Here is a 16,031-nt window from a genome sequence, read left to right as displayed (position 1 = left end):
ATAGTGACACGCTTCGCAACCTTAAATCCGATTAATTAATAAACTGGTACGATAAGTTAATATGTTGTTAATGACTTGTTTATTAACAGGGGTTGTGATGACGACGAATTCTCATTTCAGAGGTGATGCATTGAAAAAGGTTTGGCTTAACCGTTATCCCGCCGATGTCCCGGCGGAGATCGATCCTGACCGCTATCAATCCCTGGTAGATCTGTTTGAACAGGCGACAACCCGTTTCGCCGATCAGCCCGCGTTCGTGAACATGGGCGAAGTGATGACCTTCCGCAAGCTCGAGGAGCGCAGCCGCGCCTTCGCCGCTTATCTCCAGCAGGGCCTGGGGCTGAAAAAGGGCGACCGCGTCGCGCTGATGATGCCCAATCTGCTGCAATATCCCGTTGCGCTGTTCGGTATTTTGCGCGCCGGCATGATCGTGGTGAACGTCAACCCGCTGTATACGCCACGCGAACTGGAGCATCAGCTCAACGACAGCGGCGCCAGCGCGATTGTGATCGTCTCCAACTTTGCCCATACCCTGGAAAAAGTGGTCGGGAAAACCCAGGTTCGGCACGTTATTCTTACGCGCATGGGCGACCAGCTCTCCACGGCAAAAGGCACGTTGGTTAACTTTGTCGTCAAATACGTTAAACGCCTGGTGCCGAAGTACCATCTGCCGGACGCCATCTCCTTCCGTCGTGCCCTCCAGCAGGGCTACCGTATGCAGTACATCAAACCGGAAGTGGTGACGGAAGATCTGGCATTCCTGCAATACACGGGCGGCACCACCGGCGTGGCGAAGGGCGCAATGCTGACACATCGCAACATGCTGGCGAACCTCGCGCAGGTACATGCTACCTACGGTCCGCTGTTCCAGCCGGGCAAAGAGCTGGTAGTCACCGCGTTGCCGCTGTACCACATTTTTGCGCTGACCATGAACTGCCTGCTGTTTATTGAACTCGGTGGACAAAACCTGCTTATTACTAACCCGCGTGATATTCCGGGTCTGGTGAAAGAGCTGGCAAAATACCCGTTCACCGCGATGACCGGTGTGAATACGCTGTTTAACGCGCTGCTGAATAACAAAGAGTTTCAGCAGCTCGATTTCTCCTCGCTGCGTCTCTCCGCAGGCGGCGGGATGCCGGTACAGCAGGCGGTGGCCGAACGTTGGGTTAAACTGACCGGCCGCTATCTGCTGGAAGGCTATGGCCTGACCGAGTGCGCGCCGCTGGTGAGCGTTAACCCGCACGATATTGATTATCACAGCGGCAGCATTGGCCTGCCGGTGCCGTCCACGGAAGTGAAGCTGGTGGACGACGATAATAACGAAGTGCCACCGGGCGAACCGGGTGAACTTTGCGTCAAAGGACCGCAGGTGATGCTGGGCTACTGGCAGCGCCCGGATGCCACCGATGAAATCATCAAAGACGGCTGGCTGCATACGGGTGACATCGCAGTGATGGACGAAGAGGGCTTCCTGAAGATTGTCGATCGTAAAAAAGACATGATTCTGGTGTCCGGCTTCAACGTTTATCCAAATGAGATCGAAGACGTGGTGATGCAGCATTCCGGCGTGCAGGAAGTGGCCGCCGTTGGCGTACCGTCCGGCAGCAGTGGTGAAGCGGTGAAGATCTTCGTGGTGAAAAAAGACTCGTCGCTGACCGATGAGGCACTGATCACCTTCTGCCGCCGTCATCTGACCGGATACAAGGTGCCGAAGCTGGTTGAGTTCCGTGATGAGCTGCCAAAATCGAACGTTGGAAAAATTTTGCGACGAGAACTGCGTGACGAAGCGCGCGCTAAAGTGGACAATAAAGCCTGAACTACGCGTGAGTCGCCTTCAGACGCCGGTTAAGCCGGCGTTTTTTATGGGCGCAAACCATAGAGAATACAGATTGAATTATCAGATGATCACCGAGGACGCTGCGCTCAGGACCGCCTGTGATGAGGCCCGCAACGTACCCGCCATTGCGCTGGACACCGAATTTGTCCGCACCCGTACCTATTATCCGCAGCTGGGCCTGATTCAGATGTTCGACGGCAAGACGGTGGTGCTGATCGACCCGCTGACCATCACCGACTGGGCACCGTTCAAAGCGTTGATGCGTGAGAAAACGGTCACCAAATATTTGCATGCCGGCAGTGAAGATCTTGAAGTGTTTCTGAATACTTTTGGAGAATTACCGGAACCGCTTATTGATACCCAGATTCTGGCGGCATTCAGCGGCCGCCCGCTGTCGTGGGGTTTTGCGGCGATGGTTGAGGAGTACACCGGCATTGCGCTCGATAAAAGCGAGTCCCGCACCGACTGGCTGGCGCGTCCGTTGACCGAGCGCCAGTGCGACTATGCGGCGGCGGATGTCTGGTATCTGTTGCCGATTGCTAAAAAACTGCTGGCGGAAGCTGACTCCAGCGGCTGGCTGCCGGCGGCGCTCGACGAATGCCGCCTGATGCAGCAGCGCCGTCAGGAAGTGGTTGATCCGGCGGACGCCTGGCGCGATATCACCAACGCCTGGCAGCTGCGTACCCGCCAGTTGGCTTGTTTACAGCTTCTGGCAGACTGGCGTCTGCGTAAAGCCCGCGAGCGTAATATGGCAGTCAATTTCGTGGTACGTGAAGAGCATCTCTGGAGCGTGGCTCGCTACATGCCGGGTAGTATGGGCGAACTCGACAGCCTTGGGCTTTCAGGCAGTGAAATTCGCTTCCACGGTAAAACGCTGCTGAGCCTGGTTGAGAAGGCTAAAGCGCTGCCGGAAGAGGCACTCCCTGAGCCGTTGCTAAACCTGATGGATATGCCGGGCTACCGCACGCTGTTTAAAGAGATCAAAGCGCTGGTGCAGGATGTCAGCAAAGAGAAGGGCGTCAGCGCGGAGCTGCTGGCTTCCCGTCGCCAGATTAACCAGCTGCTGAACTGGCACTGGAAGCTAAAGCCGCAAAACGGTTTGCCGGAGCTGGTGGCGGGCTGGCGTGGGGACATGATGGCCGATCGCCTGAATGCGCTGCTGGCGAATTATCCCAGGTAAACAGTCAGTGCTTTTTTCAGAAAAGCGCTTTCGTGTTTGCCCCTTCTCCCTGTGGGAAAGGGCAGGGAAGAGGGTATCAGGCCACAGAGTTGTACCAATTGCCGGGGGGCTGCGTTTGCCCGCCCTGCGGTTTATGGCCGAGACTGTAGCCCCGATAAGCAAAGCGCCACCGGGGAATGATCCGGATACAGAATCCAATAAAAAACCCGCCGAAGCGGGTTTTCACATCAGGACTTTGATTCTTCCGTTTCAGGAAGCGTCACGTTGAGCTCAAGAATCGAGATATCCCCGTCTTTTTGCTCCAGCTGAACGGTCACCATTTCCGGGTCAATCTGAATGTATTTGCAGATCACTTCCAGGATGTCTTTACGCAGCTGCGGCAGATAGTGTGGCTCTGCATCACTGCGGCGGCGTTCCGCGACGATAATCTGTAAACGTTCTTTCGCGATGTTGGCGGTGTTCTTTTTTCGTGAGAGAAAAAAGTCGAGTAATGCCATAACTTATCCTCCGAACAGGCGTTTGAGGAAACCTTTCTTCTCTTCTTCGATGAAGCGGAAAGGACGTTCTTCTCCCAGCAGACGATCAACCGTGTCGGCGTAGGCTTTGCCTGCGTCGGCTTCGGCATCCAGAATAACCGGCTCACCCTGGTTAGAGGCGCGAAGGACTGACTGATCTTCCGGGATCACGCCAACCAGTTTAATGCGCAGAATTTCCAGCACATCTTCCATGCTCAGCATGTCGCCTTTGCTGACGCGGCCCGGATTGTAGCGGGTGAGCAGAAGATGTTCTTTAATCGGATCTTCGCCTTTCTCGGCGCGGCGAGATTTTGACGCCAGAATGCCCAGAATACGGTCGGAGTCACGAACGGAAGAGACTTCCGGGTTAGTGGTAATCACGGCTTCATCGGCGAAGTAAAGCGCCATCAGCGCGCCGGTTTCAATGCCCGCCGGAGAGTCACAGACGATGAAGTCGAATTCCATCTTCTTCAGCTCTTCGAGCACCTTTTCCACACCTTCGTAGGTCAATGCGTCTTTGTCACGAGTCTGAGAAGCCGGGAGAATATAGAGATTTTCGGTACGCTTATCTTTAATCAGCGCCTGGTTCAGCGTGGCATCGCCCTGAATCACATTCACGAAATCATAAACCACGCGGCGTTCACAGCCCATGATCAGGTCGAGGTTACGCAGGCCGATGTCAAAGTCGATAACGACTGTCTTCTTTCCCTTCTGGGCCAAACCAGTAGCGATGGCCGCGCTGGAGGTGGTCTTGCCAACGCCCCCTTTACCCGAAGTCACAACAATAATGCGTGCCATAAAAATTCCTTGTTAAAAGGGATCAGTTTAACGGTTCAATTGCCAAAGCCGCTTCGTCCAGACGCAGACGAACCGCTTTGCCATAATAGTCGGCGGTGATGTTTTCACTCAGCCAGTAAACACCCGCGATAGACACCAGCTCTGCCGCGAGGTGGGTACAAAATATTTGTGCTTCCCGGTCACCGCTGGCACCCGCCAGTGCGCGTCCACGCATCATGCCGTAAATGTGAATGTTCCCGTCGGCGATAAGCTCCGCGCCCGCACTCACATGACTTGTGACAATCAGATCACAGTTTGGTGCATAAATGCGCTGACCGGAACGAACCGGTGTATCAATCAATCGCGTTTTTGTGACGGGAGTAGCAATTGGTGCCGGAGAAGGGAGCTCAACAGGGGCTGCCCGAACAGCTTTTTCTTTCCCTTCAGTCAGTAAGGGAATGCCGGCCAGTTCGATTTCGGCCTTCAGTTGGGGGTTTTTACAGCCGCTGACGCCCATAATGCGCAAGCCCGTAGCGGAAATGGCCTGCTGCAATGGTTTCCATTGGGTCACATTATCCAGACTGCTGATATTGACCACCACCGGTGCGTGTTTCAGAAAAGCGGGAGCCTGGGCGATTTTGTCTTCTAACGCCTGACGAATAACCTCGGGTTTTGCCTCGTGCAAATGAACCACTGATAACGTGAAGCTACTGCCTTTAAGTTCGATGGGCGTGTTTGACATCCTGGCCTTACTCAATTTTCAATTTATCAGCCGCACGGCTGCGGTGATATTCCGAAGACTACAGGGCATGTTATAGTCACTAATATAGAGTGGCAAGTCGCCACCGTCTAAATCAGAGTAAAAGTGATGTTTTGTGTGATCTACAAAAGTAATAAGCGCGACCAGACCTACTTATATGTCGAAAAAAAAGACGATTTCTCCCGCGTACCGGCTGAATTAATGCAGGGATTTGGCCAGCCGCAGCTGGCCATGATTCTGCCCCTGGACGGGCGTAAGACATTAGCCAATGCCGATCTGGAAAAAGTAAAAAAAGCCTTAACTGAACAAGGCTATTATTTGCAACTGCCGCCTCCGCCGGACAATTTACTTAAGCAGCATCTCCAGGCGAGCGGAAAACAATAACGCAACGACAGGAGCAGGCATGTATCAACATCATCACTGGCAGGGCGCGTTACTGGATTACCCGGTCAGTAAAGTGGTTTGTGTAGGGAGTAATTACGCGAAACATATTCAGGAGATGGGCAGCGCCACGCCGGAAGAGCCGGTGCTGTTTATTAAACCTGAAACGGCGCTGTGTGATATTCGCCAGCCGTTAGTGCTGCCGGAAGGCTTTGGCTCGGTGCATCATGAAGTTGAGCTGGCGGTGTTGATTGGTGGCACGCTGCGTCAGGCCTCTGAGGAGCACGTGCAAAAAGCAATTGCTGGCTACGGCGTGGCGCTGGATCTCACGCTGCGTGACCTGCAAGGCAAAATGAAGAAAGCGGGCCAGCCGTGGGAAAAAGCCAAAGGCTTTGATAATGCCTGCCCGATCTCCGGCTTTATTCCGGCAGGCGATTTCCAGGGCGATCCGCAAAACACGCCGCTCAGCCTGAAGATTAACGGTCAGGTGCGCCAGCAGGGCTCCACCTCAGACATGATCCACAAAATTGTGCCGCTGATTGCCTACATGAGTCGTTTCTTTACCCTCAAAAGCGGGGATGTGATCCTCACCGGCACGCCGGAAGGCGTCGGCCCGCTCGCCAGCGGCGACGAGCTGGAGGTCAACTTCAACGGTCATTCGCTTACCACCCGCGTACTGTAAGCATCTTTTGCCGCCACCATCGGGCGGCAAAACTTGCATCCACATGCCAGACTGGTTATAAGGTGCCCTTGGTTTTTAATGGCGGATTTTCTTATGAGCGACACACCCTTCTGGCAGAGCAAAACGCTTGAGCAAATGACCGACGCCGAGTGGGAGTCGTTGTGCGATGGCTGCGGCCAGTGCTGCCTGCATAAGCTAATGGACGAAGACAGCGACGAAATTTATTTCACCAACGTCGCCTGCCGCCAGCTGAATATTAAAACCTGCCAGTGCCGCAACTACGAGCGCCGCTTCGAATACGAACCGGACTGCATCAAATTGACCCGCGATAATCTCCCGACTTTCGAATGGCTGCCGCACACCTGCGCCTATCGTCTGCTTGCAGAAGGTAAACCGCTGCCAGCGTGGCATCCGTTGCTGACGGGATCGAAAGCGGCGATGCACGGCGAACGTATTTCCGTGCGCCACATCGCGGTGAAAGAGTCTGAGGTGGTGGACTGGGAAGATCACATCATGAATCATCCTGGCCGGGGGTAATTTCCGCCAGGATGCAGAAGAAGCCACCGCAGTTAGCGGTGGCTTTTTTGTATCAGAAGAGTACCGAGTAGTTCAGGCCAAACGTTCTGCCACGGCCCTTATAGGTGTACAGACCTGGTGCGCCATACGTCGGGCTGTAAAGCCCCGGCGCGCGTTGGCCCCAGACGGTGGTGTATTCCTTATCCAGCAGGTTTTCGACGCTGAAGCTGACTTTACCCACCGGCAGGGTGTAGCTACCGAGGAAGTCTACCGTGTTGTAGCCGTCAATTTTGTTGCCGTCGGCATCGGAAACGTCAAACGTCTGGGTGCTCTGCACGCGTAAACCCCAGTCGCCCGGAGCCCAGTTAACCCACGCGCTGACCTTCGATGGGCTGGCGCTGTCAACCGTCAGCTTTTCCCATTTGCCGTTCTCGCGGGTTTCCGACTTGATGGCGTTAAAGTTGGAGCCAAGGCTCCAGTCGCTGGCGTTGAAGTAGTAATCGACCTGGCCCTCAACACCGTAGATCCGACGTTTGTCATCATCCATGGTGATGGTCATGTCAGATTTATTGATGTTGATGGTTTTGTCGGACAGCGAGTAATAAGCCGCAACCTGGGTGCGCAGGTTGTCGCCGGTGAATCGCCAGCCCAGCTCGTAGGCGTCGACCTTAATGCCGTCGAGCTTCGAGTCATTCACGTTGACGCTGTTGTTGAGCTGATAATGTCCGTTTGCCAGGGTGTAGTTACCGGAGCCGTAATATTTCGCCAGATCCGGGATCTCAAAGCCCTGAGAGAAGTTAAACCATAGCTGCTGGCGGTCGGTCAGATGGCCAAGAATACCGGCGTTGAACAGTAGATTGTTGTAGTCCGTTTTGCCGCCGGGCACCGCGTCGGCTGAGGTTGCTTTCCCGGTAGCGATGGCCTGCTGCTGCGCGTAGCCGATAAAATCGTCGACCTTATTTTCCGTGTACTGATAGCGCACGCCGCCGCTCAGGGTAATAGCGCTGATGTCATAGCTCGCCTGCAGGAACGGGGCGAGGTTCGTGATGCTGTAATCCGGATAGCGGCCAATGTTGTAAGCATTGTCGAGCGTCATCCCGCCGCTGGCTGCGGCCGTGTTCAAATCGAAGAACTGCTGGTTAGCATTGAAGGTTTCATGATCGGCGTCGACGCCCCAGGTCAGATTGAGATCCTCCAGTGGCTTGCTGTTGAGGGTTAACTTGCCGCCGTAAAAATCGGTTTTCTGCTGGGAAGCGCCAATACTGGTGACCTGACCCTTGCTCAACGTCGGGAACGGGTAGAAGGTCAGGCTCTCGTCACGATAATAAACCTGCGCCACCAGTTCCTGGCCCCAGACGTCAGTGTTGGAGTATTGCAGGTTAATAAGATGACGCTCCGTCCCCGGCAGACGATCGGAGTCGAGATTGTCTTTGTTATACGCCCGGCCATCGCCGGTCACCGCCGAAAAGTTCTCGCCAAGGAACAGGCCGTGTTTGCCATCGGACTGGCTTTTGAAGTACTGCGTGGTCAGCTGGAGCTGCTGGTGATCGTCAATGTCCAGCGTACCGGTGCCCATTACGTCGATGCGGTCGGAATACTGTAGCCCGGTCTGAGTGTTGTCGATGATGACCTCATCGCCGTTGCCGTCATACCAGCCGCCGTAGCGCTGATACGCCACGGAGAGGCGCCCTGAAGCCTTATCGTTGCCGCCGCTGACGGAGGCCGCCACGTTTTCATCATGATCGTTATGGCTGGTGAAGCCGCTTTTGGCCCCGGTCTGGAACTCCACTTCGGTGTCCGGCTGGCCTTTTTTGGTGACGATGTTAATCAGTCCGCCGGTACTGCCGCCGCCGTACAGTGACGTGGCGCCGGAGATAACCTCGATGCGTGAAATATTAAACGGATCGATGGAGTCGAGCTGTCGGCTGTCGCTGCGTGAGGAGTTCAGGCGCACGCCGTCCACCATCACCATCATCGAGCGGCCACGCATGTTCATACCATAGTTAGTACGCCCCTGGCTGCTGACGTCCATACCTGGAATCAGCTGCGCGAGCACGTCTTTTAGCTCTTTCCCGCCCTGAACCTGCTGTTCAATATCTGCCTGTTCAATCACCCAGGTCGTTTGCGCCATATCCGCCACCGCATGATTGGCACGGCTGGCAGACACGACGACCGTTTCTTCTTTTCCTTCTTCCGCCCACGCAGAGGCAGACAATATAGCCAGTAAACAAGGATTTAAAACCCAAAGGCAAGCGCGCTTCATTGTTAGTATTTTCCCAATTGTGTGTGTCAGTATTCAGTGGTTTTTAGGGCCTGAGGAACCTCGCGTGTATCGCGGCTGGCGTCGCTTCGCCAGTGGATCACGCCAGGGGTGCCAGACAGCTCAAACGGCGTATCGGGGTGCGCGCTGTTGAGAATGCGCGCGGCCCGCCAGGCCATCAGGCTGAGCTGGGGTTCTGCGATGCCGAGACTGCACATCCCGGCATTGACGGCGTACAGGCGGTTACCCGCCGGGCCGCTCCAGTCAAGGGAGAAATCGGTATTCACCCGCAGCGACTCATCGCCGTTCAGGCGTAGCTGTTTCGCGAGCGGCGCGAGGAAGGCCGGGTTCGCCGGGCGATAGCCCGTGGCGAAAATCACCACGTCGCAATCAAGCTGCTCTTCGCCTTGATCCAGATGGTGGTGCAGCGTCAGGCGCTGAGCAGAACCGCTGCTGGCTACGTGGCTCACGGAACGGGAAGGCAGCAGCCGCGCCCAGGGTTTTTCACGCAGCACTTCAAAGCGGTGATACATAGCGCGGTAGATAGCCAGCAGCGATTCGGTCGTAATGCCGTCGGAGGTCATTTTTTGCTCCGCCAGCAGCCGTTCGCGAGTGCCTTCCCCGAGGGTGGCAAAGCTTTCCAGATACTCCGGCGTGAAATATTCATTCGCGAAAGCGGCCTCATCCAGCGCGTTGTAGTTATTGCGCCGTGACACCCAGTTCAGCATCGCGGGCTGTCCCCATTCGCCGCTGAAGATATTGAGGAACAGATCGGCACCGCTCTGGCCACCGCCAACTACCGTCACGCGCTTGCCGCTTAAGTCCGGCGTGCGGAGCATCATTTCGCTGGCGTGGAAGCAGCGATCGCTCTGCTCATTGACGCAGGCGGGGAGATTAACTTGCTTGCCGATGCCAAGGCAGACATGGCGCGCCAGGAAGCGATCCCGCTGGGTGGTAATTTCAAACAGGCCCTGCTGCTCGTCGTAGCGCACCTGCTGTACCTGCTGGCTGAACGCCAGGTTGCTGAGGTTTTCCGCCGCCCAGCACAGGTAATCAGCAAACTCTTCCCGCGATACGGTGCGCAGCTCTGTCGTCAGGAAGCGGTAGAACTTCTTGCGCTGCACCAGGTAGTTCAGGAAGCTGTGGCGGCTGGTGGGTTTCACCGCGCTGACCAGATCCTTGAGGAAGCTCGTCTGCATATGGCAGTCGGGCACCATCATTCCGGGGTGCCAGGAAAAATGCGGTTTACGCTCAAGAAACAGCGTGCTGAATCCCTCAAGACCGTCTGCCAGCGCGGCGATGCTGAGATTGAACGGGCCAATACCAATGCCGATGAAATCATAGGTTTTCACTGTGCGGGCTCCCTGGTAGCAAAATAAAGCGGGTTATCGAGATCGGTGAGATAGGTCGGCAGCATGCGGCTACCGCCGTCGTGTTCGGAGAAAGTGAGTTTGACCGGGTTGAGGATCACGCGAATGATCTGCGGCTTAAACAGATCAAACAGGTCGAAGCGCGCCTGCATCTGAGGATGGCGGCTCATGTACTCCTGCAACACCTCAGCCAGCAGCTGATAAAAGCGGGTTTCACTGACGCCACAGCGTTCGGTCAGGCGCGAAATAAAGCGCAGCACCGTGACGAAATGGCCCGTCTGTAAATCATGAATGATGTAGTCGGCGCTCAGGCGGGCGGTGACTTGTTTCACCTCATCAGGTAACGAGGCCATTTCCGGGAACTCTTGATCCACCAGCCGCATATCGCCCTGGAAATCTTTCAGCAGAATGCGCTGCGGCAGATGGTCTTTCATCACCAGCGTGACGTTCTGGCCGTGGGCGATCAGCGCAACGCCATAGCGGCAAAGCAGGTGATAAAACGGCAGCACCACGGCGCGGAACATCTGCGTGAGCCAGGCTTCCGCGCTCAGGCCGGAACGGGCAATCCAGGCATCAATCAGTGGGCGACCGCTTTCGTCACACTCCATCAATGCTGCCATCAGCACGCCCTGTTCACCCTCCTGCAAATAGCAGGAAGGGTTCTCACGCCAGATAACGCCAAGCATTTCCTGATAGCGATAGGGCGCTTTTGGCAGGGCGGCGTAACCCTGATGCGTCAGATAGCCCGCAGCGGGTTCGCCAAGGATCTGCGCGCCAAGCGCGGTCAGCGTGGTGTCGGCGGCAAATTGCTGCTGTAGCCAGCGGGAAGCCAACGGCCCGGCCGCAATGTATTTGCCGGGAATGCCGCGATAGCAGGAGGTGTTATAGATGGTCAGCGGCAGCTTGATATCGTACGCCGAACGGCGGCTTGCGTTCGTCAGCGTGCGCAGCGACTGCTGAGCCAGATACTCATCGCCGAACTCACCAAGTTCGATAATGTCGCCGCGAGCCAGATGCGGGAAAAAGTGCAGGGCGATTTTCTGCTGCCACTGCCACGGATGGAGCGGCACGGGCAGCCAGGCGTCGGGATCGGGCAAGGTCTGCCAGCAGGCGTTAAAGCGTTGACGTTCGCCGTCGTTCATGGCGCTGGCGAGTAAGCTGCTGATGTCGCAGTCCACATCGCTGCTCCATACCAGCTTGTCCCGACGAACGGCTACCCAGACAAGTTGAAAACGCCCGCAGTATTCAGGAGCGTAAGCCTGCAGCGCATCCAGGCCCCAGCCCCGGCGACCTTTATTGAAGATAAATTTAGGATGACCGCTCAGCAGGCATTGCAGGGTATCCGCAGGCAGGTCGATCAGCGCATCGGCATCCAGCCCTTTACGGGCCTCCAGCAGCTGCACGTCACCGCGCAGGGTGGCATAGAGATCTTCAAGATGTTCAGCGGTTTGCGCATCACTCATCCCAAGCACCTGCGCAAGCTGACGGAGGGCACGCTCGGCCTCGATGGGTTCGCCGCTGATATTGCTGAGCGTTTGCGGGTCGATATGCAGCCAGCCCCAGATCCCACGCTTTGCGCTGAACTGCCAGCGCTCGTCCCCGAGCCTGATGCGCCACTGACCATCACTTATTTGTTCGGCGTTCAGGGTGCGCTCATACTCCAGCTCCGCGAGAATTTTTGCCACCATCTCGCGGTTAACCTGTTCCCAGCGAGACAAATTCATAGCCCGACCTCGCGGAAAAACGCCTCACGCTCGCTCATCACCAGACGCGAACGCTTGTGCGGGAAATCGAACTCTTTCAGCGTACTGAAGCCTGCTACGGGCAGATGACGGAACAGGCGCTGGTTGTCATAGCGAGGTTCTGCTACCACGCGCGTAGTACGGGGCTCATCAAGGTAGAGATAATGGCTGAGTCCGCGCAGCCAGCTGCGAATATACTGCGCGCCGCGCCATTGCTCTTCACCGACCAGCATATGCAGGCCGCGATCGAAAGGCTGCCAGCGATAGTGACGGCCAATCCGGTCCTCTGCCGCCCAGTAAATTTCAAAATAGCCGAACGGCTGGTCGTCAAAGCAGCCAATCAGCGGATAGCAATAGCTGGAATCCAGCTGCTTGCGCAGATAGTTTTCCTGCTCAGCCTGCGGGCCTGCCATCTCCCAGAATGCGTTCACCCGCGGTGAATTCATCCAGGCGGTAAAGCGTTCGGCATCCCGCGCCACATCCGCAACGCGGAAGCTCAGCGTGCGTTTGATTTGCGGATCGTAACGGCGATAAACCTCACCCTCAGGCCGCAGTGGACGCTGCGGGAAGCAAAGCTGACGTGATTCATCAAACTGCATTCCCGTGCGCGCGGTGGGACGCTCGCCGCATAGCCACAGCGGCAGCTGCCAGAAAGCTTCCCGGGAGAGGTAATCGCTCTGAACCTGGCTCAGCAGCGCTTTTGCCTGTGCATTGTGTTGCCACTGAGCCCACGGCAAGGTGACACCGCTCAGCTTTGGTGCAGCGACAAAAAGCTGATCGAGAGCCTGAATCAGCCAGCCGTCGGGTATGTTTTCGGGAGGCAGCAGCACGGCGCTGCCGTCGAGTCCAAGCTGCAATGACAGCGGGGTATCAAGCTGAGTACAGCGGAATCCATAGCCGTCATGAACGAGATGAGCGTGCGGCATCAGGGTTGCTCCTTGTAAAACGGGTTGCTGAAGTTGAAGTAGATCACCGCCGGATCGGCAATGGTGTTTTCGTTGTGATCGTGGAGATAGCAGAAGAAGTTGCCCTTACAGTTCCACACCGGACTGTCGAGAACGTAATCCAGGCAGCGGGTATTCATGGCGCTCTGGCGCAGACGAAACAGGGCATCGCGTACCCGCGCCATCAGCGCCTCTTCCGTGGCAAAGCCCGCAGCAGCGAGCGCCGCTGTGACGGCAAGGGTGGAATTCACCAACAGGTAGTAGGGGAAGTAGCGCAGCAGTTGGGCTTCGCTAAAGCGGTTTTCCGCCTCCAGCTCATTCTCTTCCGCCAGCCAGTCGCGCGCACTTTCGGTAAAGGCGCTTCCCTGGCAGTCACGGTACAGCAGGCCGACGGGCAAATCCTCCTGCATCTCAACCAGAATATTTTGCTGGTGGGCCAGCAGCACCAGTCCATAATCAGCCTCAGCGCTGAACAGCGGCAGCAACACACGTTCGCAGTAAGCCTCTACCCAGCAATCCGACGCTGTTTCCAGAGAGAGATTCAGGCGCTGGCTCAGGCGACGAACAGTGGCAGCAAGCAGGCTGTCACCGCCATCGGGCGCAGCCTGGGTCAGACTTACCAGCACATTGGTCTGGGTTTGCGGCTGGTCAAACAGCAGGTTCACACGCAGCGCCATCAGGCTCTCTTCCTGAATGTTGCCGTTTGCATCGCGCAATCCTGCCCAGCCATCTTCCTGCATCACCCGCATTGTCGGGTAGCGGGCCTGTAACGCCTGCCAGCGCGACGTTTTTGCAAGACGCGCGAGTCGCATACCGCGTTTCACTTCTTTCACCGACAGGGTACGTACGGAGTTGGTCAGCCGCACGCTCAGGGAGAACTTGATCATGTCCCGGCTGCTTTCGCAGTACAGGGAGCGCGAGGAGCTGGTGGGCAGCCAGCTCTCACCCGCTTCGCCCAGATCGAGCAGGCTGCCGTTTTCAGCTAACTGCTGGCACCAGGCCTGTGTCAGCAAATAGTCTGCCTGCCATGGATGCATGGGCAGCAGCCAGCGCTCGTCGCTGAAATGGGGCAGTAGCGCAGGTGCGTTTTCTGCGGCGAAACGCAGCAGGCGATCGCGCAAGGAGAGGTTCAGGCTCTCGCCAGCAACCTGCTTTTTATCCACGGCAAACCAGCGCAACGGGAAACGTGAGGCGAAATCCGGCAGGTAGCGGCGGGCTTCGGTTTCGCTAAAAGGCTCATGGGATTTGGGGGCCGGATGAAAAGCATGTCCCACCAGCAGCGCCTGTTCAGCCTGAGCAAAATTGAGCGGCCCGCTGCGCAGGGTCGCCCAGTCGTGGCGCAGATCGATGGCCTGCCAGGTGTGTCGATGGCTCTCGAGGACGCGCTCGCTGAACTGAGCAAGCGTCTCCTGACTCAGTTCACCCCGCACGCCCGGTTTATTCAGCACGTTGGTAACGAGCTCATCAAAAGTGAGCGTCTGTTTTTCATCGTGGGCGGTGTCAATCAGCAGCGCAGGAAACTGGTACTGATGATGCTGAGTCGGGGAAAAATAGCGGAGTGGCAGTTGAATCGCCTGACGATCGTTGAGGGGAAAATGGAGTCGGGCTGACTCGCCCGGTTGCTCTGCTGGCAGCTTCTGCCAGTCGCGAGTTTCACGCAACAAGGCATTCAGGAAGCACTGAGCCGCAACGTCGGTGCCGGCATGACGGGACGGGGAACGCATCGTTCTCTCTCACTCCATAATTGATAATAATTATCGTTATGATATGCATTCTATTTACATAAGCAACTATTTTTGCAATATTTGTTTTCATTAAGTTCATAATTTCCTCACATTTTTTGGCGTTATTTTACATTCCTATGAGTACAAATTCGGGCGTTGCCCCTGATGTGATTTCCCTGAAACCCGCGTGGCCGCTGGCGCTGTGCGCGGGGTTGCTGGGGATTGGCCAGAATGGCTTGTTGGTGATGATGCCGCAGCTGGTGTCGATGACCGGGCTGTCGCTCTCCGTCTGGGCGGGACTGCTGATGTTTGGCTCGATGCTGTTTTTACCCGGTTCGCCGTGGTGGGGGCGGCAGGCCGAGATCCGCGGCTGTAAATTTGTGGTGGTGGCGGCCCTGACGGGCTATCTGGCGAGTTTCACCCTCATGGCATTGACGATCTGGGGGATGGCGCTGGGTGCGGTGGGCCTGTGGCCTGGGCTGTGCGGATTGATTCTCTCCCGCTGTCTGTATGGCCTGACGGTTTCCGGCATGGTGCCAGCCGTGCAAACCTGGGCTATCCAGCGTGGGGGGATGGAAAAACGTATGTCAGCGCTTGCTACAATCAGCTCCGGCTTAAGCTGCGGCCGTCTTCTGGGGCCACCGCTGGCCGCCGCAGCGTTAGGTTTGCATCCGCAGGCTCCGCTGTGGCTGATGGCGGTAGCGCCTTTACTGGCACTGTTGCTGATCGCGCGGGAGGATAACGACCCGCCGCTGCCTCCGGTGGCGAAGCAATCTGCTCACCTTAGCCGCGCAATGCTGCCGTATCTCCTGCTGGCACTACTGCTGGCGGGCAGCGTCAGCCTGATGCAAATTGGCCTCTCAGCCCGCCTGCAGCCGATCTTCCCGGGTTCCGCGATGCAGGTCAGCCATCATGTGGCTTTGCTGCTGAGCCTCGCGGCGGCAAGCACGCTGGCGGCCCAGTTTCTGGTGGTTCGTCCGCAACGTTTACGTCCTCTGCACTTGCTATGCGCAGCGGCATTGTTAATGAGCGGAGGCTTGCTGCTGATGGTGCTGCCCGGCCTGTTCACGCTTTACACCGGCATTATCGTGACTTCACTCGGCTCGGCCATGGCAACGCCCGGCTACCAGCTGCTGCTCAACGATCGTCTGACTACTGGCAAAGGCGCAGGCGCTATCGCCACCAGTCATACGCTGGGCTACGGGCTCAGCGCGCTGATGGTTCCTGCTGTCACTGCGCTTTTGGGTGAGCCAATGCTGCTGGGCGCAGCAATGATGCTGTCCTTGCTGTTCCTTCTTCTCTGCGGGGTGCTCTGGCGTCGCCGTAATGACCCGGAGTTCTGA

At 56.7% G+C, this 16,031-nt stretch carries 14 protein-coding genes; 6 read left to right on the top strand and 8 right to left on the bottom strand.

The genetic code is table 11. From position 1 onward, the window contains the following. Nucleotides 1–130: 130 nt before the first annotated feature. Nucleotides 131–1,816, top strand: coding sequence for a long-chain-fatty-acid--CoA ligase FadD (gene fadD / locus AB1287_RS18110; RefSeq protein WP_435618677.1), 1,686 nt, complete (start codon nucleotides 131–133; stop codon nucleotides 1,814–1,816). 73 nt (nucleotides 1,817–1,889) lie between these two features. Then, nucleotides 1,890–3,017 (top strand): ribonuclease D, encoded by a 1,128-nt coding sequence (gene rnd / locus AB1287_RS18105; protein WP_435618676.1) that lies wholly within the window; start codon nucleotides 1,890–1,892, stop codon nucleotides 3,015–3,017. Between the two features lie 227 nt (nucleotides 3,018–3,244). Here rnd and minE read toward each other — a convergent pair whose 3' ends face one another. Genes minE through minC form a run of 3 tightly spaced genes read right to left on the bottom strand, consistent with a single transcriptional unit; the run spans nucleotide 3,245 to nucleotide 5,051 of the window. Continuing rightward, nucleotides 3,245–3,514, bottom strand: a complete 270-nt coding sequence (minE, locus tag AB1287_RS18100; RefSeq protein ID WP_312625917.1) for a cell division topological specificity factor MinE — start codon at nucleotides 3,512–3,514, stop codon at nucleotides 3,245–3,247. A gap of 3 nt (nucleotides 3,515–3,517) precedes the next feature. Continuing rightward, nucleotides 3,518–4,330, bottom strand: coding sequence for a septum site-determining protein MinD (gene minD / locus AB1287_RS18095; protein ID WP_097163774.1), 813 nt, complete (start codon nucleotides 4,328–4,330; stop codon nucleotides 3,518–3,520). Between the two features lie 22 nt (nucleotides 4,331–4,352). Further along, nucleotides 4,353–5,051 carry a septum site-determining protein MinC gene (gene minC / locus AB1287_RS18090; protein ID WP_435618675.1) on the bottom strand — a complete coding sequence of 233 codons (699 nt, stop codon included), beginning with the start codon at nucleotides 5,049–5,051 and terminating at the stop codon, nucleotides 4,353–4,355. A 126-nt stretch (nucleotides 5,052–5,177) separates the two neighbouring features. Between minC and AB1287_RS18085 the strand changes: the two genes are divergently transcribed. The 3 genes from AB1287_RS18085 to AB1287_RS18075 all read left to right on the top strand — a co-directional run bounded on the left by AB1287_RS18085 (nucleotide 5,178) and on the right by AB1287_RS18075 (nucleotide 6,669). Continuing rightward, complete coding sequence (locus AB1287_RS18085; RefSeq protein WP_312625914.1) at nucleotides 5,178–5,453, top strand: YcgL domain-containing protein; 276 nt, start codon at nucleotides 5,178–5,180, stop codon at nucleotides 5,451–5,453. 19 nt (nucleotides 5,454–5,472) lie between these two features. Then, nucleotides 5,473–6,132 carry a fumarylacetoacetate hydrolase family protein gene (locus tag AB1287_RS18080; RefSeq protein ID WP_312625913.1) on the top strand — a complete coding sequence of 220 codons (660 nt, stop codon included), beginning with the start codon at nucleotides 5,473–5,475 and terminating at the stop codon, nucleotides 6,130–6,132. A 93-nt stretch (nucleotides 6,133–6,225) separates the two neighbouring features. Beyond that, on the top strand, nucleotides 6,226–6,669 hold the full coding sequence (locus AB1287_RS18075) for a YcgN family cysteine cluster protein (protein WP_312625911.1): 444 nt from the start codon (nucleotides 6,226–6,228) through the stop codon (nucleotides 6,667–6,669). 52 nt (nucleotides 6,670–6,721) lie between these two features. On the opposite strand, the gene AB1287_RS18070 is transcribed toward AB1287_RS18075, so the two are convergent. Genes AB1287_RS18070 through AB1287_RS18050 form a run of 5 tightly spaced genes read right to left on the bottom strand, consistent with a single transcriptional unit; the run spans nucleotide 6,722 to nucleotide 14,688 of the window. Beyond that, on the bottom strand, nucleotides 6,722–8,911 hold the full coding sequence (locus AB1287_RS18070) for a TonB-dependent siderophore receptor (RefSeq protein ID WP_312625910.1): 2,190 nt from the start codon (nucleotides 8,909–8,911) through the stop codon (nucleotides 6,722–6,724). Between the two features lie 26 nt (nucleotides 8,912–8,937). Next, entirely contained in the window at nucleotides 8,938–10,260 is a 1,323-nt protein-coding gene (locus AB1287_RS18065; RefSeq protein WP_435618674.1) for a lysine N(6)-hydroxylase/L-ornithine N(5)-oxygenase family protein, read from the bottom strand. Then, a complete protein-coding gene (gene iucC / locus AB1287_RS18060) occupies nucleotides 10,257–12,002 on the bottom strand; it encodes an aerobactin synthase IucC (protein WP_435618673.1) in 1,746 nt (581 codons plus the stop codon). The genes AB1287_RS18065 and iucC overlap by 4 nt, the downstream gene beginning before the upstream one ends. Further along, a complete protein-coding gene (locus AB1287_RS18055) occupies nucleotides 11,999–12,946 on the bottom strand; it encodes a GNAT family N-acetyltransferase (RefSeq protein ID WP_435618672.1) in 948 nt (315 codons plus the stop codon). The genes iucC and AB1287_RS18055 overlap by 4 nt, the downstream gene beginning before the upstream one ends. After that, nucleotides 12,946–14,688, bottom strand: coding sequence for an IucA/IucC family siderophore biosynthesis protein (locus tag AB1287_RS18050; protein WP_435618671.1), 1,743 nt, complete (start codon nucleotides 14,686–14,688; stop codon nucleotides 12,946–12,948). Before AB1287_RS18050 ends, AB1287_RS18055 begins: the two co-directional genes overlap by 1 nt. A gap of 137 nt (nucleotides 14,689–14,825) precedes the next feature. Here AB1287_RS18050 and AB1287_RS18045 point away from each other — a divergent pair, with 137 nt between their 5' ends. After that, nucleotides 14,826–16,031 (top strand): MFS transporter, encoded by a 1,206-nt coding sequence (locus AB1287_RS18045; protein ID WP_312625904.1) that lies wholly within the window; start codon nucleotides 14,826–14,828, stop codon nucleotides 16,029–16,031.

This window comes from Scandinavium sp. UTDF21-P1B, from assembly GCF_040750395.1.
GTDB lineage: Bacteria > Pseudomonadota > Gammaproteobacteria > Enterobacterales > Enterobacteriaceae > Scandinavium.
The sequence above is the reverse complement of the archived record's forward strand: the minus strand, read 5'-3'. Positions and strand labels throughout refer to the sequence as shown.

Coding starts and splice junctions, on each gene's coding strand:
- AB1287_RS18045 (WP_312625904.1), top strand. CDS start 14,826: ATGAGTACAAATTCGGGCGTTGCCCCTGATGTGATTTCCCTGAAACCC.
- AB1287_RS18050 (WP_435618671.1), bottom strand. CDS start 14,688: ATGCGTTCCCCGTCCCGTCATGCCGGCACCGACGTTGCGGCTCAGTGC.
- AB1287_RS18070 (WP_312625910.1), bottom strand. CDS start 8,911: ATGAAGCGCGCTTGCCTTTGGGTTTTAAATCCTTGTTTACTGGCTATA.
- minC (WP_435618675.1), bottom strand. CDS start 5,051: ATGTCAAACACGCCCATCGAACTTAAAGGCAGTAGCTTCACGTTATCA.
- AB1287_RS18055 (WP_435618672.1), bottom strand. CDS start 12,946: ATGCCGCACGCTCATCTCGTTCATGACGGCTATGGATTCCGCTGTACT.
- minE (WP_312625917.1), bottom strand. CDS start 3,514: ATGGCATTACTCGACTTTTTTCTCTCACGAAAAAAGAACACCGCCAAC.
- AB1287_RS18075 (WP_312625911.1), top strand. CDS start 6,226: ATGAGCGACACACCCTTCTGGCAGAGCAAAACGCTTGAGCAAATGACC.
- iucC (WP_435618673.1), bottom strand. CDS start 12,002: ATGAATTTGTCTCGCTGGGAACAGGTTAACCGCGAGATGGTGGCAAAA.
- AB1287_RS18080 (WP_312625913.1), top strand. CDS start 5,473: ATGTATCAACATCATCACTGGCAGGGCGCGTTACTGGATTACCCGGTC.
- AB1287_RS18085 (WP_312625914.1), top strand. CDS start 5,178: ATGTTTTGTGTGATCTACAAAAGTAATAAGCGCGACCAGACCTACTTA.
- minD (WP_097163774.1), bottom strand. CDS start 4,330: ATGGCACGCATTATTGTTGTGACTTCGGGTAAAGGGGGCGTTGGCAAG.